The sequence below is a fragment of the Aquipseudomonas guryensis genome, assembly GCF_014164785.1.
GTDB classification, from domain to species: domain Bacteria; phylum Pseudomonadota; class Gammaproteobacteria; order Pseudomonadales; family Pseudomonadaceae; genus Aquipseudomonas; species Aquipseudomonas guryensis.
This window is the reverse complement of record NZ_JACJFN010000002.1, coordinates 727862-754036: the sequence shown is the minus strand read 5'-3', so window position 1 is coordinate 754036 and position 26175 is coordinate 727862. Positions and strand designations below refer to the sequence as shown.

Genomic DNA, 26175 nt, shown 5'->3' with positions numbered 1-26175 from the left:
CTGGCCGGGCTTGGCAGCTCTTACTCAGGCATCTTCAGGGCTTGCGGGGAAACGATGATGCCGTTGTTGTCGGCATACACGAACTCGCCCGGGCGGAAAGTCACGCCGCCGAAGGTGACGACTACGTTGAGATCACCGATGCCGCGCTTATCGGTCTTCATCGGGTGGCTGGCCAGGGCCTGCACACCGAGATTGGTTTGCGCCAGGACATCGACGTCGCGCACGCAACCGTAGATGACCATGCCTTCCCAGCCGTTTTTCGCGGCTTTCTCGGCAATCATGTCACCCAGCAGGGCACGGCGCAGCGAGCCGCCGCCATCAACCACCAGGACTTTGCCCGCACCTGGCAGGTCAGCCTGGGACTTGACCAGGGAATTGTCTTCGAAGCACTTCACCGTGACGATCTCGCCACCGAAGGAGTCGCGCCCGCCGAAGTTGGCGAACATCGGCTCAACCACTTGCACCAGTTCCGGGTAGGCGTCGCACAGGTCGGGAGTGATGTATTGCATGGGAAAGCTCCTTTTAGTGAAGAACAGCGTCAGAGGTCGATGCCTATGTGATCACCCGCATAGGCCAGTTTCAAGCAATACAGGGCGGCGCAAGCGGTATTCAAGTGCAGAGCGATCAGGCGCTTAGTACGAATCATACCTGTCTTCAAACCACCATCTTAGTCGCAAGCTTGAGCGCTCGGCAGCTCAGTCGTGGGCCTGCTCGGCCGGCAATTGACCTTCGCGCAACCAGTGTTCAACCAGCGGCCAGACCTCCTGTTGCGCCTCCTTGCTGACCAGCATTTCAACGTGACCATAGTCGCTGTTGAAACCCTTCTTTTGGGCCAGTTCGAGGAACGCCCGTGGGGCCGAAACGAATTGCTCATACAGCTTGCGGCACGCCCAGGTCGGATCCTGCATATCACCGGCGGCGCTCACCGCCAGCAGCGGCATGCGCACATCGGCCATGCCGGCCCACCAGTCGCGCTGCCTATCACCAAAGCGGCCGAATAAACGGTGCCAGCGCAGGCTCTCGCGCACCAGACCAATCGGCTCGTCTTCAGGGCCGCGTTTCAGGCGCGAACCGGAGACATGGCGGAAGCCCTTGAGCAGCAGACGACTGCCCCACTCCACCGGCGGCACTTTGAGCGGCCAGTAGATGCGACTGATCTGGCTACCAAACAGTGCTGCGGAAGCGACATCCTCCTCGCCCAGATAATGCCCGCCCAAGGCCGCCGCCAGGGTAATGCCGCCCAACGAGTGACCGACCCAGTGTGGCGCCTGGCCATTCTGCTCACGGACAAAGGCGGCAATGGCCGGCAGATCGTAACGGGCATAGTCGGCCACGGTGTTGCGGCTGTAAGCCTGATTACGCGGCGACAGGCCGTGACCACGCATTTCCGCGATCCACACATCGAAACCGGCACGCGCCAGATAAGGGCCCAGGCCGATGCATTTGGGCGAATACCAGAAACGTCGATTGGAGAAGCTACCGTGCAGCAGAATCACCGGCACGCCGCGATTTTCCTGGTTGGCATGACCGAGCCGAGTCAGCGCCAGTTCGACGGAATAGTCGGGGCTGTTACCCGGCTTGAGACGGTAGACATCCTCGCTCAGATCGCCGCGCAACTCGGCGCTGATCAGGGCGACGGGGAATAACTCGCTACTGCTTTGCATAGTCGTTCTTGCACAAAAAAAGTTGCCGGGAGCAATTGCTGGCGTTGCCCGCGGGGCCGGCCCAGACGGTGTCCGCCCTGGATGGCAGGACACAAAAAAGGGCGGAATTGCTCCCGCCCTTCAGTTTTGGAGACATGAACTCAGACAGGCTGGCTTTCCGCGAGGAAGAACCAGGTATCCAGCACCGAGTCAGGGTTCAGCGACACGCTCTCGATGCCCTGTTCCATCAGCCACTTGGCCAAGTCTGGGTGGTCCGAGGGGCCCTGACCGCAGATGCCGATGTACTTGCCAGCCTTGTTGCAGGCCTGGATGGCATTGGCCAGAAGTTTTTTGACGGCCGGATTACGCTCGTCGAACAGGTGCGCGACGATGCCGGAGTCACGATCCAGGCCCAGGGTCAGCTGGGTCAGGTCGTTGGAGCCGATGGAGAAACCGTCGAAGAACTCGAGGAATTCTTCGGCCAGGATGGCGTTGGACGGCAGCTCGCACATCATGATGACCTTCAGGCCATTCTGCCCGCGGGCCAGGCCATTGGCGGCCAGCAGGTCAACCACTTGGCTGGCTTCGCCGAGGGTACGCACGAACGGCACCATGATCTCGACGTTGGTCAGGCCCATCTCGTTGCGCACCTTCTTCAGGGCGCGGCACTCCAGCTCGAAGCAGTCGCGGAACGACTCGCTGATGTAGCGCGAGGCGCCACGGAAGCCGAGCATCGGGTTCTCTTCTTCCGGCTCGTACAGCTTGCCGCCGATCAGGTTGGCGTATTCGTTGGACTTGAAATCCGACAGGCGCACGATGACCTTTTTCGGCCAGAACGCTGCAGCCAGGGTACTGATGCCCTCGACCAGTTTCTCGACGTAAAAGCCTACCGGGTCGTTGTAGCCGGCGATGCGCTTCTCGACGCTTTCCTTGATCTCCGCCGGCAGGCTGGCGAAGTTCAGCAGGGCTTTCGGGTGCACGCCGATCATGCGGTTGATGATGAATTCCAGGCGGGCCAGGCCCACACCTTCGTTCGGCAGTTGAGCGAAGTCGAAGGCACGGTCCGGGTTGCCGACGTTCATCATGATCTTGAACGGCAGATCCGGCATGGCGTCTACGGAGTTCTTGCGGATATCGAAGCCCAGTTCGCCTTCGAAGATGAAGCCGGTGTCGCCTTCGGCGCAGGATACGGTCACGCCCATGCCGTCTTGCAGCACCTGGGTGGCGTTGCCGCAGCCGACTACCGCCGGGATGCCCAGCTCACGGGCGATGATCGCCGCGTGGCAGGTACGCCCGCCGCGGTTGGTGACGATGGCGCTGGCGCGCTTCATCACCGGCTCCCAGTCCGGGTCAGTCATGTCGGAGACCAGTACGTCGCCCGGCTGAACCTTGTCCATCTCGGAAACGTCGTGGATTACCTTGACCTTGCCAGCACCGATGCGCTGGCCGATGGCACGGCCTTCGACCAAGACGGTGCCCTTCTCTTTCAGCAGGTAACGCTCCATGACATTGGCGCTGCTGCGGCTCTTCACGGTTTCCGGACGGGCCTGGACGATATACAGCTGCTGGTCGTCGCCATCTTTGGCCCATTCGATGTCCATCGGACGGCCGTAGTGTTTCTCGATAATCAGCGCCTGCTTGGCCAGCTCGGTGACTTCGGCATCGCTGAGGGCGAAACGGGCGCGCTCGGCACGGTCGACTTCGACGGTTTTCACCGACTTGCCGGCCTTGGCCTCGTCGCCGTAGACCATCTTGATCGCCTTGCTGCCCAGGTTGCGGCGCAGGATGGCCGGACGACCAGCCTCCAGGGTCGGTTTGTGTACGTAGAACTCGTCAGGGTTCACCGCGCCCTGCACCACAGTTTCGCCGAGGCCATAGGCACCAGTGATGAACACTACGTCGCGGAAACCGGATTCGGTGTCCAGAGTGAACATCACCCCGGCAGTACCGGTTTCCGAGCGCACCATGCGTTGCACGCCGGCAGACAGGGCGACCAGCTTGTGGTCGAAGCCCTGGTGTACGCGGTAGGCAATGGCGCGGTCGTTGAACAGGGAAGCGAACACTTCCTTGGCCGCGCGGATCACGTTGTCCACGCCACGAATGTTGAGAAAGGTTTCCTGCTGGCCGGCGAAGGAGGCATCCGGCAGGTCTTCGGCGGTCGCCGAGGAGCGCACGGCAACCGCCATGTTGGCGTTGTCACCAGCCATGGCGGCGAAGGCAGTACGGATTTCGCTGTCGAGACGCTCGGGGAACGGCGCGTCCATCACCCACTGACGAATCTGCGCACCAGTCTTGGCCAGGGCGTTGACGTCGTCCACGTCCAGCGCATCAAGGGCGGCATGGATGCGGTCGTTCAGGCCACTTTGATCGAGGAAGTCACGGTAGGCCTGGGCTGTGGTGGCAAAGCCGCCGGGGACCGAGACACCAGCACCGGCCAGGTTGCTGATCATTTCGCCCAGGGATGCGTTTTTGCCCCCTACGTGCTCCACATCGTGGACGCCGAGCTTATCGAGGGAAACTACGTACTCAACCAAGGTGAACTCTCCACTGTGTTCGGCCCAGCCGTGCAGCAGCGCTGCATCCTGGCTTTGCCTCAAGGAAATAAGTCACAATGCCGGCCAGTACGGGCCCGACAAAGGGGGCCTATGATAGCCAAGAATCGCTCCTGACTTAAGGCCTTTGGCGCAAATGAAACGAACCGCTTTCTTTATCTCCGACGGCACCGGCATCACTGCCGAAACCCTGGGCCAGAGCTTGCTGGCGCAGTTCGAAACCATCAGTTTCACCAAGCTCACGCGCCCCTATATCGACAGCGTGGACAAGGCGCGAGCGATGGTACAGCAAATCAATAATGCTGCCGAGAAAGACGGCGCCCGGCCGATCATCTTCGATACCGTGGTCAACCAGGATATTCGCGACATTCTGGCCCAGTCCAACGGCTTCATGATCGACATTTTCTCCACCTTCCTCTCCCCGCTAGAACAGGAGCTGACTTCGCACTCCTCCTACTCGGTCGGTAAGTCGCACTCCATCGCCAGCAGCAGCAACTACATGGAGCGCATCGAGGCGGTCAACTTCGCCCTCGACAACGACGATGGCGCCCGCACCCACTACTACGACAAGGCCGACCTGATCTTGGTCGGCGTGTCACGCTGCGGCAAGACCCCGACCTGCCTGTACATGGCCATGCAGTTCGGCATCCGCGCCGCCAACTACCCGCTGACCGAAGAAGACATGGAACGCCTGCAACTGCCGGCCGCCCTCAAGCCTTACAAGCACAAGCTGTTCGGTCTGACCATCGACCCGGACCGGCTCACCGCCATCCGTCACGAGCGCAAGCCCAACAGCCGCTACGCCAGCTTCGCCCAGTGCGAGTTCGAAGTCCGCGAGGTGGAAAACCTGTTCCGCCGCGAGAACATCGCCTTCATCAACTCCACGCATTTCTCGGTGGAAGAGATTTCCGCCAAGATCCTGGTGGAAAAAGGTGTCGAGCGACGCCTTAAATAAACACAGCAACTAGCTGATATGAAAAGAAAGGGCTCGCCAACTTCGAGCCCTTTCTAGTTTTCGGCAATCAGAACGAATCGCCCGGCACCCGCACCCAGCCTTCCATCAGGATCCGCGCGCTGCGGCTCATGATGGCCTTCTTCACCACCCATTCGCCGTCAACCTGACTGGCTTCGGCACCGACCCGCAAAGTGCCGGACGGGTGACCGAAGCGCACCGCTTCGCGCTCGCCGCCACCGGCCGCCAGATTGACCAGGGTACCGGGAACCGCAGCCGCCGTACCGATGGCCACCGCGCAGGTGCCCATCATGGCGTGGTGCAGCTTGCCCATGGACAACGCGCGCACCAGCAGATCGACCTCGCGAGCCTCGACCGTTTTGCCGCTGGAAGCCTTGTAGCTCTTGGGCTTGCTGACGAAAGCGATCTTCGGTGTGTGCTGGCGAGTAGCAGCCTCTTCCGCGGTCTTGATCAGGCCCATGCGCAGGGCGCCGGCCACGCGAATCTGCTCGAAACGCGCCAGTTGCTGTGGATCACCGTTGATGGTTTCGCGCAGCTCGGTGCCCTGGTAGCCGATGTCCTCGGCATTGACGAACACCGTGGGGATGCCGGCGCTGATCATGGTCGCCTTGAAAGTGCCGACGCCGGGCACTTCCAGGTCATCGACCAGGTTGCCGGTAGGGAACATCGAGCCACCCTCTTCGCCATCATCGGATGGATCGAGGAACTCCAGCACGATCTCGGCGGCCGGGAAGGTCACGCCGTCCAGCTCGAAATCGCCGGTTTCCTGCACCTGGCCATGGCTGACCGGCACATGGGCGATGATGGTTTTCTGGATATTGGCCTGCCAGATACGCACCACGCACATACCATTCTCGGGAATGCGCGCCGGATCGACCAGCCCGGCCTGCAGGGCAAATGCCCCGGCAGCGGTGGACAGGTTGCCGCAGTTGCCGCTCCAGTCTACGAAAGCCTTGTCGATGGAGACCTGGCCGTAGAGGTAGTCGACGTCGTGGTCCGGCTGGCTGCTCTTGGACAGGATCACGCACTTGGAAGTCGAGGAAGTGGCGCCGCCCATGCCGTCGATGTGCGCAGAGTACGGATCAGGGCTGCCGATTACGCGCATGAACAGCTTATCGCGCGCCGCGCCCGGCACCTGGCAGCGCTCGGGCAGGTCCTGCAGGCGGAAGAACACGCCCTTGCTGGTGCCGCCACGCATGTAGGTGGCGGGAATCTTGATCTGGGCTGCATGAGCCATAAAGCACTCTCCTGAAAGAAGACCGGGGCGTTGCCGCCCCGGTGGTACATCAGCCCTTGGACGACTCGAGGAAGTCCTGGGCGAAGCGCTGCAGCACGCCGCCCGCCTTGTACACATGGACTTCAGCGGCGGTATCCAGGCGGCAGATCACCGGCACCTTGACCACTTCACCGTTACGGCGATTGATCACCAGGGTCAGCTCGCAGCGCGGCGACACATCGCCCTGGATGTCGTAGGTTTCGGTGCCGTCGAGGCCGAGAGTCAGGCGGGTGGTGCCCGGCTTGAACTCCACCGGCAGCACGCCCATGCCCACCAGGTTGGTGCGGTGGATGCGCTCGAAGCCTTCGGCCACGATCACTTCCACGCCAGCCAGGCGCACGCCCTTGGCTGCCCAGTCACGGGACGAGCCCTGGCCGTAGTCGGCACCGGCGACGATGATCAGGTTCTGCTTGCGTTCCATGTAGGTTTCAATCGCTTCCCACATGCGCATCACCTTGCCTTCCGGCTCGACGCGGGCCAGCGAACCCTTCTTCACTGCACCATCGACCACGGCCATCTCGTTGACCAGCTGCGGGTTGGCGAAAGTGGCGCGCTGTGCGGTCAGGTGATCGCCGCGGTGGGTGGCGTAGGAGTTGAAGTCCTCTTCCGGCAGGCCCATTTTCGCCAGGTATTCGCCGGCAGCCGAGTCCAGCAGGATGGCGTTGGACGGCGACAGATGATCGGTGGTGATGTTGTCCGGCAGGATCGCCAGCGGCAGCATGCCCTTGAGCGTGCGCTCGCCTGCCAGGGCACCCTCCCAGTATGGCGGACGGCGGATGTAGGTGGACTGCGGACGCCAGTCGTACAGCGGGCTTTCCGCTTCCTTGACCGTACCCAGATCGAACATCGGGATGTAGATCTGCTTGAACTGCTCCGGCTTGACCGAGGCGGCGACGATGGCGTCGATCTCCTCGTCGCTCGGCCACAAGTCCTTCAGGGTGATCGGATTGCCCTGGGCATCATGACCCAGTACATCCTGCTCGATATCGAAGCGCACGGTACCGGCGATGGCGTAGGCCACCACCAGCGGCGGCGAGGCCAGGAAGGCCTGCTTGGCGTAGGGGTGAATACGCCCGTCGAAGTTGCGGTTGCCGGACAGTACGGCGGTGGCATACAGGTCGCGGTCGATGATTTCCTGCTGGATCACCGGGTCCAGCGCGCCGGACATGCCATTACAGGTGGTGCAGGCATAGGCGACGATGCCGAAGCCGAGCTGTTCCAGCTCACTCAGCAGGCCGGCGTCCTCCAGATACAGCTTGGCGACTTTCGAGCCGGGCGCGAACGAGGTCTTGACCCAGGGCTTGCGCAGCAGGCCGAGGGCGTTGGCCTTCTTCGCCAGCAGGCCGGCGGCGACCACGTTGCGCGGGTTGGAGGTGTTGGTGCAGCTGGTGATGGCGGCGATGATCACCGCGCCATCCGGCAGCAGGCCTTCGGCCTCTTCTACCTTGCCGGCAGCCAGCTTGGCTTCGTCGGCAATGCCGCGCTCATGCAACGCCGAAGTCGGCAGTCGCTTGTGCGGGTTGGATGGGCCGGCCATGTTGCGTACCACGGTCGACAAGTCGAAGCTCAGTACCCGCTCGTACTCGGCGGTCACCAGCGCATCGGCCCACAGGCCGGAGGTCTTGGCGTAGTGCTCGACCAGAGCCACCTGCTCCGGCTCACGACCGGTGAGTTTGAGGTAATCAATGGTCTGCTGGTCGATGTAGAACATCGAAGCGGTGGCGCCGTATTCCGGGCACATGTTGGAAATGGTCGCACGGTCGCCGATCGACAGGCTGTCCGCACCCGCACCGAAGAACTCGACCCAGGCGCCGACCACGCGCTCCTTGCGCAGGAACTCGGTGATGGCCAGAACGATATCGGTGGCGGTGATGCCGGGCTGGCGCTTGCCGGTCAGCTCGACGCCGACTATGTCGGGCAGGCGCATCATCGACGGCAGGCCCAACATTACGGTCTCGGCTTCCAGGCCACCGACGCCGATGGCGATCACGCCCAGTGCATCGACGTGCGGGGTGTGCGAATCGGTGCCCACACAGGTATCCGGGAACGCAATGCCGCCACGCGCCTGGATCACCGGACTCATTTTCTCCAGGTTGATCTGGTGCATGATGCCGTTGCCGGCCGGGATCACGTCGACGTTCTTGAACGCGGTCTTGGTCCACTCGATAAAGTGGAAACGGTCCTCGTTGCGACGCTCTTCGACTGCGCGGTTCTTCTCGAACGCATCCGGATCGAAGCCGGCGAACTCCACGGCCAGCGAGTGGTCGACGATCAGCTGGGTTGGCACCACCGGATTGACCTTGGCCGGCTCGCCGCCCTTCTCGGCGATGGCATCGCGCAGGCCGGCCAGGTCGACCAGTGCGGTCTGGCCGAGAATGTCGTGACACACCACACGAGCCGGATACCAGGGGAAGTCGAGGTCGCGTTTGCGCTCGATCAGCTGCTTGAGCGAATCGGTCAGCGCCTCCGGCTCGCAGCGACGCACCAACTGCTCGGCCAGTACGCGGGAGGTATAGGGCAGTTTGGCGTAGGCGCCAGCTTCGATGGCATCGACCGCTTCGCGGGTGTCGAAGTAGTCCAATGCTGTACCGGGCAAGTGCTTGCGGTACTGAGTGTTCAGCAGGCTGTTCATGATTATTTGCGATCCTTGAGCGGCACGAACTTGAGGTCTTCGGGGCCTGTGTAGTTGGCGCTCGGGCGAATGATCTTGCCGTCGATGCGTTGTTCGATGACGTGGCTGGACCAGCCGGAAGTGCGGGCGATGACGAACAGCGGGGTGAACATGGCTGTGGGCACGCCCATCATGTGGTAGCTGACGGCGCTGAACCAGTCGAGGTTGGGGAACATCTTCTTGATCTCCCACATGATGGTTTCCAGGCGCTCGGCGATGTCGAACATTTTCGTGTTGCCCTGCTCGGCGGACAGCTCGCGCGCCACTTCCTTGATCACCTTGTTGCGCGGATCACTCACGGTGTAGACCGGGTGGCCGAAGCCGATCACCACTTCCTTCTTCTCGACGCGGGCGCGGATGTCGGCCTCGGCCTCGTCCGGGTTGTCGTAGCGCTTCTGGATCTCGAAGGCCACTTCGTTGGCACCGCCATGCTTCGGCCCGCGCAGCGCGCCAATGGCGCCGGCGATGCAGGAATGCATGTCGGAGCCGGTGCCAGCGATCACCCGCGAAGTGAAGGTGGAGGCATTGAATTCGTGCTCGGCGTACAGGTTGAGCGAGGTGTGCATGGCGCGCACCCAGGACTCGCGCGGCTTCTCACCATGCAGCAGATGCAGGAAATGGCCGCCGATGGAGTCGTCGTCGGTCTCCACATCGATGCGCTTGCCGTTGTGGCTGAAGTGGTACCAGTACAGCAGCGCCGAACCCAGCGAAGCCATCAGTTTGTCGGCGATGTCACGGGCACCCGGGTGGTTGTGGTCATCCTTCTCCGGCGACACGCAACCGAGCACGGACACCGCAGTGCGCATCACGTCCATCGGGTGGGCCGACGGCGGCAGCTGCTCCAGGGACGTCTTGAGCGCCGCCGGAATGCCGCGCAGGGCCTTGAGCTTGGTCTTGTAGGCGGTCAGCTCGGCAACATTCGGCAGCTTGCCGTGCACCAGCAGGTGGGCGATTTCCTCGAACTCGCAGCGGTTGGCGAAGTCGAGCACGTCATAGCCACGGTAGTGCAGGTCGTTACCGGTACGGCCGACGGTGCACAGGGCGGTGTTGCCGGCGGCGGTGCCGCTCAGGGCTACAGACTTTTTCGGCTTGAAGCCGGGAGTGGTGGTTTCGGCGCTCATCGCGGGTATCTCCTCAATCTAATCCGGTTGTTTCTTGTTCTGCGCAGGCCGTCAGGCGGCCTGCTGCCGGTCATTTCTTGGCGGCGAACAGCGCGTCGAGGCTCTGCTCGAAGGCGTGGTAGTTGATGCGCTCATACAGCTCCATGCGGGTCTGCATGGTGTCGACCACGTTTTTCTGCGTGCCGTCGCGGCGCACGGCCATGTAGACGTTCTCGGCCGCCTTGTTCATGGCGCGGAAGGCCGACAGCGGGTAGAGCACCAGGGATACATCGACGCTGGCTAGCTCTTCGGTGGTGTACAGCGGCGTGGCGCCGAATTCGGTGATATTGGCCAGGATCGGCGCTTTCACCCGGTCGGCGAAGGTCTTGTACATCGCCAGCTCGGTGATCGCTTCCGGGAAGATCATGTCGGCGCCGGCTTCGATGCAGGCGGCGGCACGGTCCAGTGCCGAGTTCAGGCCTTCCACGGCCAGGGCATCGGTGCGCGCCATGATCACGAAGCTGTCGTCGGTACGCGCATCCACCGCCGCCTTGATGCGGTCGACCATCTCCTGCTGGGACACGATCTCTTTATTCGGGCGATGGCCGCAGCGCTTGGCGCCGACCTGGTCTTCGATATGGATGGCGGCGGCGCCGAATTTGATCATCGACTTGACGGTGCGTGCCACGTTGAAGGCCGAGGCACCGAAGCCGGTGTCGACATCCACCAGCAGCGGCAGGTCGCACACATCGGTGATGCGGCGCACGTCGGTGAGCACGTCATCCAGGCCGGTAATGCCCAGATCCGGCAGCCCCAGGGAGCCGGCAGCCACCCCGCCACCGGACAGGTAGATGGCCTTGAAGCCAGCGCGCTTGGCCAGCAGGGCATGATTGGCGTTTATCGCGCCGATCACTTGCAGGGGATGTTCGCTGGCAACGGCATCGCGAAAGCGTTGGCCGGGGCTGCTCTTGATGGTGGAGGACAAGCTCATGATTCACCTCGTGCGGTTGAAGGAGCGGCGCCCTGCCCCGTCTGGGCAGTGAAATGGCGCTCGATATTGCGTTTGGACGCGGCGATATGGCGGCGCATCAGCAGCTCGGCCAGTTCGCCATCGCGATCGGAAATCGCATCGAGGATGCGATGGTGTTCATTGAAGGCATGCCGTGGGCGATTGGGCGTGGCGGAAAACTGCAGCCGGTACATGCGCACCAGTTGGTACAGCTCGCCGCAGAGCATCTGCACCAGGGTCTGGTTGCCGCTGCCCTGGATGATCCGGTAGTGGAAGTCGAAGTCGCCTTCCTGCTGGTAGTAGCCGACACCGGCCTTGAAGGCGGCATCCTGCTCATGCAGGTCGAGTACCCGGCGCAGCTCGTCGATCTCCGCCTGGGTCATGCGTTCGGCGGCCAGACGACAGGCCATGCCTTCGAGGGATTCGCGAATCTCATACAGCTCGATCAGCTCGGCATGACTGAGTGACACCACCCGCGCCCCCACATGGGGGACGCGCACCAGCAGGCGCTGACCTTCCAGGCGGTGGATCGCCTCACGCAGCGGGCCACGGCTGATGCCGTAGGTGCGCGCCAGCTCCGGCTCGGAGATCTTGCTGCCCGGGGCAATCTCACCTTTGACGATGGCCGCCTGGATACGGCGGAAGACATGCTCGGAAAGCGTGCCTGTGTCCTCGCCAGAAGCAGCACCAAGCCCAGAAGCGTCCAGCATCATTGTCGACACCTTTGTTTTAAGGTGTGGAAAAACTAGGGCATTGCTCGCTATAGGTCAAACGAAAAAGTCAGATTGTCGACAATTCACCGAGAGGGCAAAGACTTCAAATCTGTGCACTTCACCTCTAGAAACGCATGTAAGCGTCTGTCGCAGCTGAAAAAGCCCATGCTAGAATGCGCCCGCCAGCGCCGTCCTATGCCTGCAGCGCCTGCTAGACTGCAGGGGCCGACCGCCCCACCCTTTTGCCGATCACTCGAACCGACAAAACAAACATCACAGGACTTATGAGACTCGAGCCCTTAGCCTTCTTTCTTTGCTGCACGATGTTCTCCGGCCTGAGTCTCGCGGCGGAAAAGACGGTCTATGGCCTGAATGAATACATCCAGCTCTCCGATCTCAAGCTGGAAGTTGCCGCCAAGCTGGACACTGGCGCCAAGACAGCCTCGCTAAGTGCGCGTGACATCAAACGCTTCAAACGTGACGGCGAGACCTGGGTGCGCTTCTACCTGGCTATCGATGATGCTCACGAGCACCCCATCGAACGCCCCCTGGCGCGGATCAGCAAGATCAAGCGCCGCGCCGGCGACTATGATCCAGAAGAAGGCAAGACCTACACTGCACGTCCTGTCATTGAACTGAACGTATGTATGGGTAAAGCCCAACGCACCATCGAAGTAAACCTGACCGACCGTAGCGCCTTCCAGTATCCCTTGCTGATTGGCTCCGAAGCGCTCAAGCGCCTGGATGCCATGGTCGATCCAAGCCTTAAATATGCTGCCGGCAAGCCCGGTTGCTCCCTTACTACCGCTGCCGAGTAATTGCTCATGCGATCCTTGACCCTGCATCTGAAAGTCCTCATCACCCTTCTGGTGACGGTGGGCATTCTGGTTACGGCCTACCAGATCTTCATTCTCGGCATCCCGGTGACCGAGGACGAGACCGATGACCTATGGAACATCGACGCCAAAGTCGAGTTCCAGGCCAGCGGCCGCGAGCCGGTGAAGGTGCAGATGTTTGTACCGCCGCTCAACCAGGACTATGTCAGCCTCAATGAGAGCTTCATCTCGAACAACTACGGGGTGAGCATCAATCGCGTTGATGGCAATCGCAAGGTGACCTGGTCGGCACGGCGCGCCAGCGGCAATCAGACCCTGTACTACCGCCTGGTGCTGACCAAGCGCTACAGCGGCGAACAGCCGAAAGCCAAGGGCCCGATCTACCGTGACAGCATTCCGGTCGAAGGCGCCGAGAAGATCGCCGCCGAGGCCCTGCTGGCGCCGATTCGCCAGCACTCGGCCGACGTCGAAACCTTCATCAGCGAGACCATCAAACGGGTCAACAACAGCGGTGACGACAACGTCAAGCTGTTGCTCGGCGGCGATGCCTCGACCCAGAACAAGGCCAAAGTCATCGAGTTGCTGCTGTCCATCGCCCACGTACCGATGGAGCGCGTGCACACCATTCGCCTGGCGGCCGACATTCAGCAGACTCCTGAGCTGTGGCTGCGTAGCTTCAACGGCGAGAACTGGCTGTATTTCAACCCGGACAGTGGCGAGCAAGGCCTGCCGCAAGATCGCCTGGTCTGGTGGACTGGCGACGGCCAACTGGTTGGCATCGAAGGTGGCAAGAAAGCCCTGGTCAGCTTTACCCTGAACAACAGCGAGATGAACGCCATTCGCCTGGCCAAGCTGACGGACGAGAACACCGACGTCGACTTCCTCGAGTACTCCCTGTACGGCCTGCCGCTGCAGACCCAGCAGACCTATCAGATCATGATCATGATCCCGATTGGCGTGCTGGTGATCCTGATCCTGCGCAACCTGGGCGGCCTGCAGACCCTCGGCACCTTTACTCCGGTACTGATCGCCCTGGCCTTCCGCGAAACCCAGCTGGGCTTCGGCATCATGCTGTTCACCATCATCACCGCCCTCGGCCTGTCGCTGCGCTCCTACCTTGAGCACTTGAAGCTGCAGATGTTGCCGCGCCTGTCGGTGGTACTGACTTTCGTCGTGGTCCTGATCGCCGTGATCAGCCTGTTCAGCCACAAGCTGGGCCTGGAGCGTGGTCTGTCGGTGGCGCTGTTCCCGATGGTGATCCTGACCATGACCATCGAACGCCTGTCGATCACCTGGGAAGAACGCGGCGCCTCGCACGCCTTCAAGGTCGCGGTCGGCACCCTGTTCGCCGCTACCCTGGCTCACCTGCTGATGACCGTGCCGGAGCTGACCTACTTCATCTTCACCTTCCCGGCTGTGCTGTTGATCATGGTGGGCTTCATGCTGGCGATGGGTCGCTACCGCGGCTACCGCCTGACCGAGCTGTTCCGCTTCAAAGCCTTCCTGAAGGATTGAGCCATGATCGGTCTCTGGAAAAGATGGAAGGCCCTGGAAGCCAAAGGCATCATGGGCATCAACCGACGCAATGCGGACTACGTGCTGAAGTACAACCAACGGCACCTGTACCCGATCGTCGATGACAAGATCATCACCAAGGAGCGCGCGATCCAGGCCGGCATCCATGTGCCGGAGCTGTACGGGATCATCTCCACCGAGAAGGAAATCGAGAAGTTCGACGAGATCATCGCCGGACGCAGCGATTTCGTGATCAAACCGGCGCAAGGCGCCGGCGGTGACGGCATCCTGGTGATCGCCGACAAGTTCGAAGGTCGCTACAAGACGGTTTCCGGCAAGATCGTCAGCCAAGAGGACATCGAGCACCAGCTGTCGAGCATCCTTACCGGCCTGTATTCCCTGGGCGGTCACCGCGACCGCGCGCTGATCGAGTACCGGGTCACCCCGGACCCGATCTTCAAGAGCATCAGCTACGAAGGCGTGCCGGACATCCGCATCATCGTCCTGATGGGTTACCCGGTGATGGCCATGCTGCGCCTGCCAACCCGCCAGTCCAACGGCAAGGCCAACCTGCACCAGGGCGCCATCGGCGTCGGTGTGGACCTGGCGACCGGCCTGACCCTGCGCGGCACCTGGCTGAACAACAAGATCACCAAGCACCCAGACACCACCAACGCAGTGGATGGCGTGCAGCTGCCCAACTGGGACGGTTTCATGAAGCTGGCGGCCGGTTGCTACGAGCTGTGCGGCCTTGGCTACATCGGCGTGGACATGGTGCTGGACGAAGAGAAAGGCCCGTTGATCCTCGAGCTCAACGCCCGCCCCGGCCTGAACATCCAGATCGCCAACGACTGCGGCCTGACCCATCGTGCCCACGCGGTGGAAGCACGGATTGCCGAGCTGGCGAAGAACGATGTGAAGGAAAGCGTGGAAGATCGCGTGCGTTTCTCCCAGCAGCTGTTCGGCCACGTCAAACCAGCAGAGATCTGATTCGGCTCCGCCAGAAAAAGCCCGGCTCCGGCCGGGCTTTTTCATTGCTGCGCCCTAGGCTCTAGCAGGGTACGCAGCCTACAATCGGCTTTCGCGTTCGCCTGACCAATCCGCATGCACAGCTGCCTCGTTCACGCCCTGCCCTATCTGGCCGATCCGGCCGACTACTTTGCCTTCGTGCGCCAGGCGCCCGGCGCCGTGCTGCTGGATGCCGGTCGCCCACAGGCCTTGCGCGGGCGCTTCGACCTGCTCAGCGCCTGGCCCTTGCAGACATTCGTGCCAAAGCCCAATGAATCCGCCGCCGACTTCTTCCAGCAACTGCGCAAGGGCCTGGCTCAGCTGGGGCGCGCCGAAGCTCCGACGGATATCGAGCTGCCCTTCACCGGCGGCCTGATCGGCTATCTGGCTTACGACTTCGGCCGCCGCATCGAGCAACTGCCGGAACAGGCAGAAAATGATCTGCAGTTGCCGGATGCTCGCTTTGGCCTGTATGGCTGGGCCCTGATCAGCGACCACCAGAAGCGTACCAGCCAGCTGGTGTTTCACCCGCAACTGGATGCGACCGAGCGAGCACGCCTGATCGCACTGTTCAGCCAGCCGACGCCTGGCGCGGCCGCCAACTTCAAGCTCCTGCAAGCCTTTCGCGGCGACCTCGACGCCGAGCAATACCGTCAGGCGATCGAGCGCATCCAGGCTTATATCCAGGCCGGCGACTGCTACCAGGTAAACTTCGCTCAGCGCTTCCAGGCGCCTTGTGCCGGTGATCCCTGGACGGCCTACCAGGCCCTGCGCGCAGCCTGCCCTACTCCATTCGCCGGTTTCCAGAGCCTGCCCGATGGCGGCGCCATTCTCAGCCTGTCGCCGGAGCGTTACCTGCAGGTCAGCCAGGGCCGAGTGGAAACCCGACCGATCAAGGGCACCCGTCCACGCGGGGCTACGCCAGCCGCCGATGCCGCCGAAGCGCAGCTGCTGCTGGATAGCCTCAAGGATCGCGCCGAAAACCTGATGATCGTCGATCTGCTGCGCAACGACCTGGGGCGCAGCTGCCGCATCGGCTCGGTGCGGGTGCCCGAGCTGTTCGCCCTGGAGAGCTACCCCAACGTGCATCACCTGGTCAGCGCGGTGACCGGTGAGCTGGCCGCAGGCAAAGACGCACTGGACCTGATTGCCGGCAGCTTCCCCGGCGGTTCGATCACCGGCGCACCGAAGATTCGCGCCATGCAGATCATCGACGAACTGGAGCCGACCCGTCGCACGCTGTATTGCGGCTCCCTGCTCTATCTGGACGTGCGTGGCGAGCTGGACAGCTCCATCGCCATTCGCAGCCTGCTTATCAAGGATGGCCAGATCAGTTGCTGGGGCGGCGGTGGCATAGTCGCCGACTCGCAGTGGCAGGCCGAGTACCAGGAGTCGATCACCAAGGTCAAAGTGCTGCTGCAGACCCTGGAACAACTTTCCGGCTTTTAGCCTGCATCCAGAAACGACAAGGCCCGCAGATAGCGGGCCTTGTTTTATGCGAGAGAGCTTTACAGGCTCAGATCACGCACTGATGCGTTGAGGAACTCGCGCTTGAGATCTTCATAGGTGTGCACCGCCGGGAACTGCGGGAACTCGCGGATCACGTTGTCCGGGGCATGGAACAGGATGCCGGCGTGGGCCTCGCTGAGCATGGTGGTGTCATTGTACGAGTCGCCAGCGGCAATCACGTGGTAGTACAGGCTCTTGAAGGCAATGACCGACTGACGCTTGGGGTCCTTCTGGCGCAGCTGGTAACCCACTACTCGATTGGTTTCGTCAGTGATCAGCTTGTGGCACAGCAGCGCCGGAAAGCCCAGCTGGCGCATCAGCGGCTGGGAGAACTCGTAGAAGGTGTCGGACAGAATCACCACCTGGAAGCGCTCGCGCAGCCAGTCGACGAACTCCACGGCACCTTCCAGCGGTTTGAGCGTGGCGATCACGTCCTGGATATCGGCGAGCTTCAGCCCATGCTCGTCGAGGATGCGCAGGCGCTGCTTCATCAGCACGTCGTAGTCAGGAATATCCCGGGTGGTCGCCTTGAGGGCGTCAATGCCGGTTTTTTCAGCGAAAGCGATCCAGATTTCCGGAACCAGAACGCCTTCGAGGTCGAGACAGGCAATTTCCACGGGACACTCCTAGCTAGCAATTTGACAGAAGGCGGCACTCTAGCGATTCACCCGTTGCGACGCAACGCAGCACTTATATCCATAGTAGTTAGTCGTGCAGGCATATGGTTATTTAGACGCATATGTCCTTTTTGCTAACATCCTCGGCACAGAGCGTTCAGCGCCACCTACTCCAGGAAACCAGCCCGATGAGCCAAGCCTTCAACGTTGCCGAACTGGCAGCGGCCTATACCAACAAATCACCCCAGGACATTCTCAAGCTGGCCTTTGAGCACTTCGGTGACGAGCTGTGGATCTCCTTCAGCGGCGCCGAGGATGTGGTGCTGGTCGACATGGCCTGGAAGCTCAACAAGCAGGTCAAGGTCTTCAGCCTGGATACCGGTCGCCTGCACCCGGAAACCTATCGCTTCATCGAGCATGTACGCGAGCACTATGGCATCGCCATCGAAGTACTGAGCCCTGACGCCCAGAAACTGGAAACCCTGGTGCGCGAGAAAGGCCTGTTCAGCTTCTACAAGGACGGTCACGGCGAATGCTGTGGCATCCGCAAGATCGAACCGCTCAAGCGCAAGCTGGCCAACGTCAAGGCCTGGGCCACCGGCCAGCGCCGCGACCAGAGCCCCGGCACCCGCAGCCAGGTAGCCGCCCTGGAACTGGATGGCGCCTTCTCCACAGCCGACAAACCGCTGTACAAGTTCAATCCGCTGGCGCAGATGAGCAGCGAGGAAGTCTGGGCCTATATCCGCATGCTCGAGTTGCCCTATAACAGCCTGCATGAGCGCGGCTACACCAGCATCGGCTGCGAGCCTTGTACCCGCCCGGTCCTGCCCAACCAGCACGAGCGCGAAGGCCGCTGGTGGTGGGAGGAGGAAACCCAGAAAGAATGCGGCTTGCACGCTGGCAATGTGATAGCCAGAGCCTGAATGAAAAAGCCCGGCGAATGCCGGGCTTTTTCCTATCTGGATGGTGCTCAGTAAGTCGGCAGCTCGACTCCGTCGAACAACTCATCCAGCTCGGCCTTGGTATGGCATTGCACCGCCTTGGCCATCACCTCACGGGTCAGGTGCGGAGCGAACTTCTCGATGAAGTCGCACATGAAGCCGCGCAGGAAAGTGCCGCGGCGGAAGCCGATCTTGGTCACGCTGGATTCGAACAGGTCGCTGGCGTCCAGCACCACCAGATCGCTGTCGAGCTTGGCGTCGACCGCCATGCGCGCCACGATGCCCACTCCCAACCCCAAACGCACGTAAGTCTTGATCACGTCGGCGTCGGCCGCAGTGAACACCACCTTGGGCGTCAGGCCGCGGTGGCTGAATGCCTCGTCCAGCTTGGAGCGACCGGTGAAACCGAATACGTAGGTGACGATCGGGTACTCGGCCAGGGCTTCCAGCGACAGCTTCGGCAGTTTGGTTAGCGGATGGCCCTGGGGCACCACCACACAGCGATTCCAGCGATAGCAAGGCATCATCACCAGGTCACCGAACAGCTCCAGCGCTTCGGTAGCGATAGCGAAGTCGACGGTGCCATCGGCGGCCATCTCGGCAATCTGCATCGGTGTGCCCTGATGCATGTGCAGGGCGACATCAGGGTACTGCTTAATGAAGCTGCTGATCACCGGCGGCAATGCATAGCGCGCCTGGGTATGAGTAGTGGCGATGGACAGCGTGCCCTTCTTCTCGTTGGAGAACTCCTGGGCGATCTGTTTGATGCTCTCGACCTTGCGCAGAATCTCTCCCGCCGTGGTGATGATTCGCTCGCCAGCCGGGGTCACCCGGGTCAGGTGCTTGCCACTGCGGGCGAAGACTTCCACACCCAGCTCATCCTCCAGCAGGCGGATCTGCTTGCTGATGCCGGGTTGTGAGGTGTAGAGGCTCTGCGCAGTAGCGGAGACGTTGAGGTCGTGGTGCGCCACTTCCCAGATGTAGCGCAGTTGCTGGAGCTTCATAAATATCCCTCTAAAGCAGATAGACGCTGCTCGAATGTGCCAGCTGCGTTATATAACCATATTAATGGTTTAAGGAATAAAACTAGACGATTTTCTGAGTTATGCATGCCGTTCGTCTAACGAATGTGCATAACCCGCCTCAACCACGATGCTGCAGCATTGGCACCAGGTAGACAGGTATCTCGGAGAGCTGCAGGACACGTGCCGCTGTGCGCCCCAACGGGGTTTCCTGAGTCGCGCCATGGCTGTGACTACCTACGACCAGCAGATCAACGGCAAGTTTGCGCGCCTCCTCGAGAATTACCTGTGAGGAATCGCCTTGAGCCACCCGTACGTTGCGGATCAACTCGATGTCATGCTGTGCATCGCCCAACTCATCGCGAAATCCTTCGAGCACTCTCTGCTCGATACTCGCCATGACATTGCCCAAACCTTTACTACGCAGCTCCTGCAGAGTTTTCTCATCCAGGTAGGTCTGCAGCACAGACTCGGCGAACAGCCCCATGGGCTCGACCGCATGCACCACATAGAGCTCGGCCTTGAGGGCACGGGACAGGTTCAGTGCATGCTGCAGCACATAAGGAGCGTACAGACCGAGATCGGTGGCATATAGGATGGATCTGATCATGCGGCCTCCCCACTTCCTGCTGCGGCCCTGTTTTGAGCTTAGCAGCGTGTCACCGCGCGCAAGGCAGCAGACCAGGGAGCAGACGGGCGGCCCTCAGAGCTGTATTTCGTTACTCACGCCATGCGGTACATGACCGGTGGCCACCACTTCACGGGCTTTTTCACAGTGCCCGGCCTGATCATCGAAAAACACGTCAGCAGCGAAGGCTTCAAGAAACGCCGCTTTTTCCAGGCCACCGAGAAACAGCGACTCGTCCAGTCGAATATCCCACTCGCGCAGGGTGCGGATGACCCGCTCATGGGCGGGTGCCGAGCGCGCGGTAACGAGTGCGGTACGAATCGGGCACTGCTCTTCGGCAAATTCGCGTTGCAAGCGGTTCAGGGCTGCCAGGAACGGCTTGAACGGGCCACCACCCAGCAACTCCCGCGCAGAAGCCTTCTCATGGTCCTGAAACGCGATCAGGCCGCCCTGCTGATAAACCCGCTCGGATTCATCGGAAAACAGCACGGCATCACCGTCGAAGGCGATGCGCAGCTCGTTGCTTGCTGCCCGCCGTGCCCCACCAGAAAGAATGGTGGCAGCGGCAAAGCCCGCATCCAGGGCACTGCGCACATCTTCGACATGGGTGGAGAGGAACAGGTGGCAGCCGAATGCAGCCAGATAGGGGTAAGGGCTGCGGCCGCCGACGAAGGCGGCGCGGGAAATGCCCAGACCGTAGTGCTGGATCGAGTTGAACACGCGCAGGCCGGTATCGGCACTGTTGCGTGACACCAGGATGACCTCGACACGGGCCTGGCCCAGACTGGTGTTGAGGCTGAGCAGCTTTTCCACCAAGGGGAAAGCGTCGCCAGGGCTGAGAATCTCCTCCTCGTGGTCGATCTGGTACTGGCGGTAGGCAGCGACCCCTTCGCTCTCGTAGATGCGATGGCTGTCACTCAGGTCGAACAGTGCTCGCGAGGAAATCGCCAGCACCAGCTTGTCACCCAGTCCCTTGCTCATATCGACCTCAATGTACGTCCAGAAAACGCAATGCCTGGTACAGCATGCGGGTTTTCGGTAATTCACAGCCGGCAGCAGCAGCGGCGGCCAGCGGTGCGGCGTAAATGGCCTCAAGCTCCAGCGGGCGCTGCAGCGTGAAGTCGTGGTACATGCTCGGCAGGTAGTCTGGCATGCGCTCGGTGGCCTCCAGCAGCTTGTCGGCACAACCTTCCGGCAACACATGGCCACAGGCAGCAGCACCCTGCACCACTTCGAGCATGATGGCGTGGATCAGCGCGCGACTATCGGCGTTCGCCATCAGGCGCGTAGTACCCGCGTTGAGCAGCACGGACAAACCGTTGTACGGCACGTTCCACACCAGTTTCTGCCAGCGCGCTTGCTCCAGTGCGACCATTGCCGTGGCCTCCAGCCCGGCGGCGCGGAACATCGCAGCGCCCTCCTCGACAATCGCCAGGCACTGCTCCGTACTGCTCGACGGGCCCGAGTGGTAACCCAGGCTCAGCGCCCCCAGTGCCTGGTGTTCGATCACCCCAGGCGCGGAACGATGCGCGCAGATATAGCAGAGCCCGCCGAGCAGGTGCAGGGAGTCCGGCAGCAGAGGGCGTAACTGCTCCTCCACCGCCAGGCCGTTCTGCAGCAACACAACCCTGGCCCCCGGCGCTGCGACGCTACCAATCAGCGGCGCCAGCTCGGCGTTACTGGTGGTCTTGGTACCTACCAGCAGCCAATCGCAAAGGGGCATTTGCTCCACGCTCGGCCAGGCCTGCACCGGCTGCAGATGCAGCCGGCCATGCACGGCACTGTTGAGTTGCAGACCATGCTCGGCAACGGCTGCATATTCGCTGCGCAGCAGGAAATGCACATCGAAACCGGCACGGGCCAGCATCAAACCGTAGAAGCCACCAATGGCACCGGTACCGATAATGCCAATGCGCGGGCCTGATCCATTTTGCATCAAGGTAACTCCTCGGACTCCAGGTGCAGGGCCTGCTCGATGGCCGCATTCAGGCCAGCGGTGCTCAAGCGGCACTGCAAGGCGCCAAAAAACTGGCCGTCACGGATCAGAAACAGGCTGGGAAGCTGGAAAACCTCATAGAGTTCGACCAGGCCGCCATTATCTCCGGCATCGACCCAGCACAGCTGCTCCACCGCCAGTGGCAAGCCAGGCAGCTCGCGGCGCACCCAGCGGCAACTGGCACAACCTATGCTGGTGAATATGAGCAAGGACGTGCCGTTCAGTTGCAACAGACGCTGCTCGGCATCGAAGTCGGTCAACTCCAGACTGGGCACTATACTGTTCATGTGTGATGTCAAATGAGTGGCATCCGGAGTAGTCAACATGCGTCATTTCTTGCGTCACCCCAGCGACATGCCAGTCGAACTGGTTCAACGCAAACACGCCTTCCTGCCGCGACAAAGGCTGAACAATATCAGTCTCGGGGGCGTGGCGTGCAATTCCAACAAAGGCTTTCGCAAGGGCACGGCAGTCGAGCTGCGCATTCCCTTGCTGGGCGAGCAGGCGCGCTATCCGGGCGTTGTGGCCTGGTGCCGCAAGCAGACCGAGGACTATCTGGTCGGCATTGCCTTTATCGATGAAGACACGCTGTTCCGTGCGCGCATGGTCGAGCAGGTCTGCCAGATCGAGCACTACCGCCATCAGAGGGAACGTGAGCTCGGCGAGGATCTGCCGGTCGAAGCAGTGGCTCGCGAATGGATTGCCCTGCATGCCGAAGAGTTCTCCGGCGCCAGCCTGAACTAGTGTTTTCGCGCCTGGCGCGGCTTTTAAGCGGCCGCGCCCATTGTCGAGCCCGCCCGTTACGCGCTAAGGTTCCGCTTCCCCGCTGCGCCCATGATTAGCTGTGCCTCTGGCGCCCGGCACCCGTGACCTGATGACTCTGACTGATGAATAGCACGATGGCTGATTTACCGATCGACGATCTTAACGTTGCCTCCAACGAAACCCTGATCACCCCGGCGCAGCTCAAGCGCGAAATTCCTCTCACCGCCGCCGCCCAACGCACCGTTGCCCATGGCCGCGAAGTGGTACGCAATATTCTCGATGGCAAGGACCACCGCCTGTTCGTGGTCGTCGGCCCCTGCTCTATCCACGACATCAAGGCTGCCCACGAATACGCCGAGCGCCTCAAGGTGCTGGCTGCGGAAGTGTCCGACAGCCTGTTCCTGATCATGCGCGTGTACTTCGAGAAGCCGCGCACCACGGTCGGCTGGAAAGGTCTGATCAACGATCCGTACCTAGATGACTCGTTCAAGATTCAGGACGGCCTCCACATTGGTCGCCAACTGCTGCGCGACCTGGCCGAGATGGGCCTGCCGACCGCCACCGAAGCCCTCGATCCGATCTCCCCGCAGTACCTGCAGGACCTGATCAGCTGGTCGGCCATCGGCGCGCGCACCACCGAATCGCAGACCCACCGCGAAATGGCCTCCGGCCTGTCCTCCGCGGTCGGCTTCAAGAACGGCACCGACGGCGGCCTGACCGTGGCGATCAACGCACTGCAATCGGTTTCCAGTCCGCACCGCTTCCTCGGCATCAACCAGGAAGGTGGCGTCTCGATCGTCACCACCAAGGGCAACGCCTACGGTCATGTGGTGCTGCGCGGCGGTAACGGCAAGCCGAACTATGACTCGGTGAGCGTGGCCATCTGCGAGCAGGAACTGGCCAAGGCCAAGATCCGCCCGAACGTCATGGTCGACTGCAGCCACGCCAACTCCAACAAGGACCCGGCCCTGCAGCCACTGGTCATGGAGAACGTGGCCAACCAGATCCTAGAAGGCAACAACTCCATCGTCGGCCTGATGGTGGAAAGCCACCTGGGCTGGGGCAGCCAGTCGATCCCCAAAGACCTCTGCGACCTCAAGTACGGGGTCTCCATCACCGATGCCTGCATCGACTGGGACACCACCGCGAAGACCTTGCGCAGCATGCATGCCAAACTCAAGGACGTCCTGCCCAAGCGCCAGCGCAGCTGATTGGAGCAGGAATGAAAACGCCGGGCATTGCCCGGCGTTTTTGTTTGTTCTGGCCTGTCAGTGGTTACGCTGACGCCGCTCCAGATAGCGCTCCACGTAGGAGCAGGACGGAATGACCGTGTAGCCCATGTGCTCCGCGTACTCCAGCGCCTGTTCGGTCAATGCCGCGGCAATGCCGCGACCGCGCAGTGGATTGGGCACGAAGGTACGGTAGATATCCAAGGTCTGCTTGCCCAGGTCCATATAGGCCAGGTACGCCCGATGGCCATCGATGATGGCCTCAAACTGGTGACCCGCCAGGTCATGGTGGATGGACAACCCTTCGCTCATTGCTACTCCTCAGCGGGTTCTAGAACAGAACCCTTACCTTATCGATCTTTTCCAGGCGAAGAAACATCTCGGCCGAGCCGGTACCAAACTGAACACTCAGGAAAACTTTGCCGTTCTCTACCTTGTGCAATAGGCCTTGATAGTAGGCACCGTCATAAGTAATGAACTGTAGTCGTTTTCCCGCATGTTCGGCCAGACTGGCGACTTCGACAAAATCGTACTGGCGCAACTTGCCTGGTTGCTCGACCTCAGGTGCACGCACCAACTCCTCCTCTTCTTCAGGAGCAGCCACCGCATCCGGGTCGACCCAGGAAAACGCCAGAGGATGCACCGCCTGCTGATTGATCAGCAGCACCGGACGCAGCATGGCTACTACATCCTTGGGCTCGAAGAACTGCAAGCCATCCCAGCTCATGCCTTCCGTGGGCGCCAGCTCCAGGCGCAGCGCCTGTGGGTCCTTGTAGTATGCGCCCAGCGACTTAAGCAACTCGGGGTCCAGAGCAATCCGCTGTGCGCGGAGAGCGCGATTAAGCTGATCCAGCGTAGTCTGCAGATAGGCTTCTTCAGTCTGGCCGAGTTTGCCGGCGCAATAGCTCTGGACCTTGCGCTGGTACTGATCATCATTGATCTCCAGCGTCACCGTGGACAAACGCGGTGGATTAACCCGCAAATCACCGGGCCGCTCTGACATATTGGCCAGTGCAAAATTGACACGATACTCACCCATGTCACGGGTGTCGGCTGTCAGATTGAAAGTCAGCGTCTGGGCGCCTGGCTGGTACAGGTAGGAAAACTGCGCATCGGTTTCCAGCGTGCGGTAGCCCATCTCAAGCAACTCATCACTGCCGATATAGCGAGAGCTGCCGCAAGCGACCTGCGACAGAGCGGTGTAAATAGACGCCTCCTCTGGCTGCTGGCTTATCTGCGTCATGAAAGGGCCATGCACGTCGAACTCCAGACCCTTGATGTTGACCGCCATCTGCTCCGGAAACTTGCCAGCACTCATGCTCTCCTTGAAGCGCAACAAGTCCATGAGTCCCTTGAACTTCAACTCGGCATGTTCGATGCGGAAATGGTCGCGCATCAGTGGCACTTGCACATTAATGCCGGAAATCCCGACCCGCCCATCGAAGGAGGAGGTAATCCCGGAATAACTTATGCGCATGATGGACGATAACTGCTCGATCGCATCGTTCATGATCGAACGGACCGACAACCACAGCGATGCCTTGATAAGCAGTGCCAGGGCAAGAACACCCAGCAAGCCCCATTTAATCAGCTTCGACATATGCAACGTCCTTGAAGTATTTCGGGAGAACAGCCTTCCCGCTGGCCGCCCCGGATGTTATCAGGCAGGCAGGACACCAGCCACGATCTGAGCTAAATTGCTGGCCAAGACGTCACTCTAAGCGCCTGATCTGTATGTTTTTTAAGCAAAACATAGAGGCATAGCTAGATAAAAGAAAAAAAGTGGCTTGTCTTGCGCTCGGTCAGTTTACTTACTAAAAGTAATGGGTAGTATGTAGCCCGGCTAATTTCCCAGTGTTGGGGAATTGCTTTTATGGAAAGTCCACCTCAAGGGGAACACGATGAACAACGTTCTGAAATTCTCTGCTCTGGCCTTGGCAGCAGTTCTGGCTACCGGTTGCAGCAGCATGTCCAAAGAAACTGAAGCCCGTCTGACCGCTACTGAAGACGCCGCTGCTCGTGCTCAAGCTCGTGCTGACGAAGCCTACCGTAAGGCTGATGAAGCTCTGGCTGCTGCTCAGAAGGCTCAGCAGACTGCTGACGAAGCCAACGAGCGCGCTCTGCGCATGCTGGAAAAAGCTAGCCGCAAGTAATACTTGCCAAGGCTTTGAA

At 61.0% G+C, this 26175-nt stretch carries 25 protein-coding genes; 9 read left to right on the top strand and 16 right to left on the bottom strand.

Annotated features, from left to right (window positions below):
• Window positions 1-20 precede the first annotated feature (20 nt).
• The 3 genes from rraA to ppsA form a co-directional block, all read right to left on the bottom strand.
• Window positions 21-509, bottom strand: a complete 489-nt coding sequence (gene rraA / locus H3H45_RS11255) for a ribonuclease E activity regulator RraA (protein ID WP_182833802.1) — start codon at window positions 507-509, stop codon at window positions 21-23.
• A 186-nt stretch (window positions 510-695) separates the two neighbouring features.
• Window positions 696-1664 carry an alpha/beta fold hydrolase gene (locus H3H45_RS11250; RefSeq protein ID WP_182833801.1) on the bottom strand — a complete coding sequence of 323 codons (969 nt, stop codon included), beginning with the start codon at window positions 1662-1664 and terminating at the stop codon, window positions 696-698.
• 140 nt (window positions 1665-1804) lie between these two features.
• Window positions 1805-4177, bottom strand: a complete 2373-nt coding sequence (ppsA, locus tag H3H45_RS11245) for a phosphoenolpyruvate synthase (RefSeq protein WP_182833800.1) — start codon at window positions 4175-4177, stop codon at window positions 1805-1807.
• 154 nt (window positions 4178-4331) lie between these two features.
• On the opposite strand from ppsA, the gene ppsR reads away from it, so the two are divergent.
• On the top strand, window positions 4332-5150 hold the full coding sequence (gene ppsR, locus H3H45_RS11240) for a posphoenolpyruvate synthetase regulatory kinase/phosphorylase PpsR (RefSeq protein ID WP_182833799.1): 819 nt from the start codon (window positions 4332-4334) through the stop codon (window positions 5148-5150).
• A gap of 67 nt (window positions 5151-5217) precedes the next feature.
• Here ppsR and prpF read toward each other — a convergent pair whose 3' ends face one another.
• From prpF to H3H45_RS11215, 5 genes are all read right to left on the bottom strand, one after another.
• Window positions 5218-6405, bottom strand: coding sequence for a 2-methylaconitate cis-trans isomerase PrpF (gene prpF, locus H3H45_RS11235; RefSeq protein ID WP_182833798.1), 1188 nt, complete (start codon window positions 6403-6405; stop codon window positions 5218-5220).
• Between the two features lie 49 nt (window positions 6406-6454).
• Window positions 6455-9064, bottom strand: coding sequence for a Fe/S-dependent 2-methylisocitrate dehydratase AcnD (acnD, locus tag H3H45_RS11230; protein ID WP_182833913.1), 2610 nt, complete (start codon window positions 9062-9064; stop codon window positions 6455-6457).
• Between the two features lie 14 nt (window positions 9065-9078).
• Window positions 9079-10236, bottom strand: coding sequence for a bifunctional 2-methylcitrate synthase/citrate synthase (gene prpC / locus H3H45_RS11225; protein ID WP_182833797.1), 1158 nt, complete (start codon window positions 10234-10236; stop codon window positions 9079-9081).
• Between the two features lie 70 nt (window positions 10237-10306).
• Window positions 10307-11206 (bottom strand): methylisocitrate lyase, encoded by a 900-nt coding sequence (prpB, locus tag H3H45_RS11220; RefSeq protein WP_182833796.1) that lies wholly within the window; start codon window positions 11204-11206, stop codon window positions 10307-10309.
• Window positions 11203-11934, bottom strand: coding sequence for a GntR family transcriptional regulator (locus tag H3H45_RS11215; protein WP_182833912.1), 732 nt, complete (start codon window positions 11932-11934; stop codon window positions 11203-11205). The genes prpB and H3H45_RS11215 overlap by 4 nt, the downstream gene beginning before the upstream one ends.
• 287 nt (window positions 11935-12221) lie before the next feature.
• Here H3H45_RS11215 and rloA point away from each other — a divergent pair, with 287 nt between their 5' ends.
• The 4 genes from rloA (at window position 12222) to pabB (ending at window position 16745) form a co-directional block, all read left to right on the top strand.
• A complete protein-coding gene (gene rloA, locus H3H45_RS11210; RefSeq protein WP_182833795.1) occupies window positions 12222-12755 on the top strand; it encodes a retropepsin-like aspartic peptidase RloA in 534 nt (177 codons plus the stop codon).
• Between the two features lie 6 nt (window positions 12756-12761).
• Window positions 12762-14288: an osmotic stress tolerance membrane protein RloB gene (gene rloB / locus H3H45_RS11205; protein WP_182833794.1), complete on the top strand. Its 1527-nt coding sequence runs from the start codon at window positions 12762-12764 to the stop codon at window positions 14286-14288.
• A gap of 3 nt (window positions 14289-14291) precedes the next feature.
• Window positions 14292-15278: an alpha-L-glutamate ligase-like protein gene (locus tag H3H45_RS11200; RefSeq protein WP_220494231.1), complete on the top strand. Its 987-nt coding sequence runs from the start codon at window positions 14292-14294 to the stop codon at window positions 15276-15278.
• 114 nt (window positions 15279-15392) lie between these two features.
• Entirely contained in the window at window positions 15393-16745 is a 1353-nt protein-coding gene (pabB, locus tag H3H45_RS11195; protein ID WP_182833793.1) for an aminodeoxychorismate synthase component I, read from the top strand.
• Between the two features lie 59 nt (window positions 16746-16804).
• Here pabB and thrH read toward each other — a convergent pair whose 3' ends face one another.
• Entirely contained in the window at window positions 16805-17422 is a 618-nt protein-coding gene (thrH, locus tag H3H45_RS11190; RefSeq protein WP_182833792.1) for a bifunctional phosphoserine phosphatase/homoserine phosphotransferase ThrH, read from the bottom strand.
• A 122-nt stretch (window positions 17423-17544) separates the two neighbouring features.
• Between thrH and H3H45_RS11185 the strand changes: the two genes are divergently transcribed.
• A complete protein-coding gene (locus H3H45_RS11185; RefSeq protein ID WP_182833791.1) occupies window positions 17545-18345 on the top strand; it encodes a phosphoadenylyl-sulfate reductase in 801 nt (266 codons plus the stop codon).
• Window positions 18346-18392: 47 nt separating this feature from the next.
• Here the strand turns inward: H3H45_RS11185 and cysB are convergent, their stop codons facing one another.
• From cysB to H3H45_RS11160, 5 genes are all read right to left on the bottom strand, one after another.
• Window positions 18393-19367: an HTH-type transcriptional regulator CysB gene (gene cysB, locus H3H45_RS11180; RefSeq protein WP_182833790.1), complete on the bottom strand. Its 975-nt coding sequence runs from the start codon at window positions 19365-19367 to the stop codon at window positions 18393-18395.
• Window positions 19368-19506: 139 nt separating this feature from the next.
• On the bottom strand, window positions 19507-19995 hold the full coding sequence (locus H3H45_RS11175; protein WP_173206325.1) for a universal stress protein: 489 nt from the start codon (window positions 19993-19995) through the stop codon (window positions 19507-19509).
• 93 nt (window positions 19996-20088) lie between these two features.
• Window positions 20089-20994 carry a 5'-nucleotidase gene (locus tag H3H45_RS11170; protein ID WP_182833789.1) on the bottom strand — a complete coding sequence of 302 codons (906 nt, stop codon included), beginning with the start codon at window positions 20992-20994 and terminating at the stop codon, window positions 20089-20091.
• 7 nt (window positions 20995-21001) lie between these two features.
• Complete coding sequence (locus tag H3H45_RS11165) at window positions 21002-21949, bottom strand: putative 2-dehydropantoate 2-reductase (RefSeq protein ID WP_182833788.1); 948 nt, start codon at window positions 21947-21949, stop codon at window positions 21002-21004.
• Window positions 21949-22335: a YbbN family protein gene (locus H3H45_RS11160; RefSeq protein WP_182833787.1), complete on the bottom strand. Its 387-nt coding sequence runs from the start codon at window positions 22333-22335 to the stop codon at window positions 21949-21951. Before H3H45_RS11160 ends, H3H45_RS11165 begins: the two co-directional genes overlap by 1 nt.
• On the opposite strand from H3H45_RS11160, the gene H3H45_RS11155 reads away from it, so the two are divergent.
• Complete coding sequence (locus H3H45_RS11155) at window positions 22334-22753, top strand: PilZ domain-containing protein (protein ID WP_182833786.1); 420 nt, start codon at window positions 22334-22336, stop codon at window positions 22751-22753. The genes H3H45_RS11160 and H3H45_RS11155 overlap by 2 nt on opposite strands.
• A 155-nt stretch (window positions 22754-22908) precedes the next feature.
• Window positions 22909-23985, top strand: coding sequence for a 3-deoxy-7-phosphoheptulonate synthase (locus H3H45_RS11150; protein WP_182833785.1), 1077 nt, complete (start codon window positions 22909-22911; stop codon window positions 23983-23985).
• Window positions 23986-24042: 57 nt separating this feature from the next.
• On the opposite strand, the gene H3H45_RS11145 is transcribed toward H3H45_RS11150, so the two are convergent.
• Together H3H45_RS11145 and H3H45_RS11140 are read right to left on the bottom strand one after the other, a co-directional pair.
• Entirely contained in the window at window positions 24043-24315 is a 273-nt protein-coding gene (locus H3H45_RS11145; RefSeq protein ID WP_182833784.1) for a GNAT family N-acetyltransferase, read from the bottom strand.
• A 19-nt stretch (window positions 24316-24334) separates the two neighbouring features.
• Window positions 24335-25603 carry a hypothetical protein gene (locus H3H45_RS11140; RefSeq protein WP_182833783.1) on the bottom strand — a complete coding sequence of 423 codons (1269 nt, stop codon included), beginning with the start codon at window positions 25601-25603 and terminating at the stop codon, window positions 24335-24337.
• 301 nt (window positions 25604-25904) lie between these two features.
• Here H3H45_RS11140 and oprI point away from each other — a divergent pair, with 301 nt between their 5' ends.
• Complete coding sequence (gene oprI, locus H3H45_RS11135; RefSeq protein WP_003239826.1) at window positions 25905-26156, top strand: outer membrane lipoprotei OprI; 252 nt, start codon at window positions 25905-25907, stop codon at window positions 26154-26156.
• Window positions 26157-26175: the final 19 nt, after the last annotated feature.

Coding starts and splice junctions, on each gene's coding strand:
- rraA (WP_182833802.1), bottom strand. CDS start 509: ATGCAATACATCACTCCCGACCTGTGCGACGCCTACCCGGAACTGGTG.
- H3H45_RS11250 (WP_182833801.1), bottom strand. CDS start 1,664: ATGCAAAGCAGTAGCGAGTTATTCCCCGTCGCCCTGATCAGCGCCGAG.
- ppsR (WP_182833799.1), top strand. CDS start 4,332: ATGAAACGAACCGCTTTCTTTATCTCCGACGGCACCGGCATCACTGCC.
- prpF (WP_182833798.1), bottom strand. CDS start 6,405: ATGGCTCATGCAGCCCAGATCAAGATTCCCGCCACCTACATGCGTGGC.
- prpC (WP_182833797.1), bottom strand. CDS start 10,236: ATGAGCGCCGAAACCACCACTCCCGGCTTCAAGCCGAAAAAGTCTGTA.
- prpB (WP_182833796.1), bottom strand. CDS start 11,206: ATGAGCTTGTCCTCCACCATCAAGAGCAGCCCCGGCCAACGCTTTCGC.
- H3H45_RS11215 (WP_182833912.1), bottom strand. CDS start 11,934: ATGCTGGACGCTTCTGGGCTTGGTGCTGCTTCTGGCGAGGACACAGGC.
- rloA (WP_182833795.1), top strand. CDS start 12,222: ATGAGACTCGAGCCCTTAGCCTTCTTTCTTTGCTGCACGATGTTCTCC.
- rloB (WP_182833794.1), top strand. CDS start 12,762: ATGCGATCCTTGACCCTGCATCTGAAAGTCCTCATCACCCTTCTGGTG.
- H3H45_RS11200 (WP_220494231.1), top strand. CDS start 14,292: ATGATCGGTCTCTGGAAAAGATGGAAGGCCCTGGAAGCCAAAGGCATC.
- pabB (WP_182833793.1), top strand. CDS start 15,393: ATGCACAGCTGCCTCGTTCACGCCCTGCCCTATCTGGCCGATCCGGCC.
- H3H45_RS11185 (WP_182833791.1), top strand. CDS start 17,545: ATGTCCTTTTTGCTAACATCCTCGGCACAGAGCGTTCAGCGCCACCTA.
- cysB (WP_182833790.1), bottom strand. CDS start 19,367: ATGAAGCTCCAGCAACTGCGCTACATCTGGGAAGTGGCGCACCACGAC.
- H3H45_RS11175 (WP_173206325.1), bottom strand. CDS start 19,995: ATGATCAGATCCATCCTATATGCCACCGATCTCGGTCTGTACGCTCCT.
- H3H45_RS11170 (WP_182833789.1), bottom strand. CDS start 20,994: ATGAGCAAGGGACTGGGTGACAAGCTGGTGCTGGCGATTTCCTCGCGA.
- H3H45_RS11165 (WP_182833788.1), bottom strand. CDS start 21,949: ATGCAAAATGGATCAGGCCCGCGCATTGGCATTATCGGTACCGGTGCC.
- H3H45_RS11155 (WP_182833786.1), top strand. CDS start 22,334: ATGCGTCATTTCTTGCGTCACCCCAGCGACATGCCAGTCGAACTGGTT.
- H3H45_RS11160 (WP_182833787.1), bottom strand. CDS start 22,335: ATGTTGACTACTCCGGATGCCACTCATTTGACATCACACATGAACAGT.
- H3H45_RS11150 (WP_182833785.1), top strand. CDS start 22,909: ATGGCTGATTTACCGATCGACGATCTTAACGTTGCCTCCAACGAAACC.
- H3H45_RS11145 (WP_182833784.1), bottom strand. CDS start 24,315: ATGAGCGAAGGGTTGTCCATCCACCATGACCTGGCGGGTCACCAGTTT.
- H3H45_RS11140 (WP_182833783.1), bottom strand. CDS start 25,603: ATGTCGAAGCTGATTAAATGGGGCTTGCTGGGTGTTCTTGCCCTGGCA.
- oprI (WP_003239826.1), top strand. CDS start 25,905: ATGAACAACGTTCTGAAATTCTCTGCTCTGGCCTTGGCAGCAGTTCTG.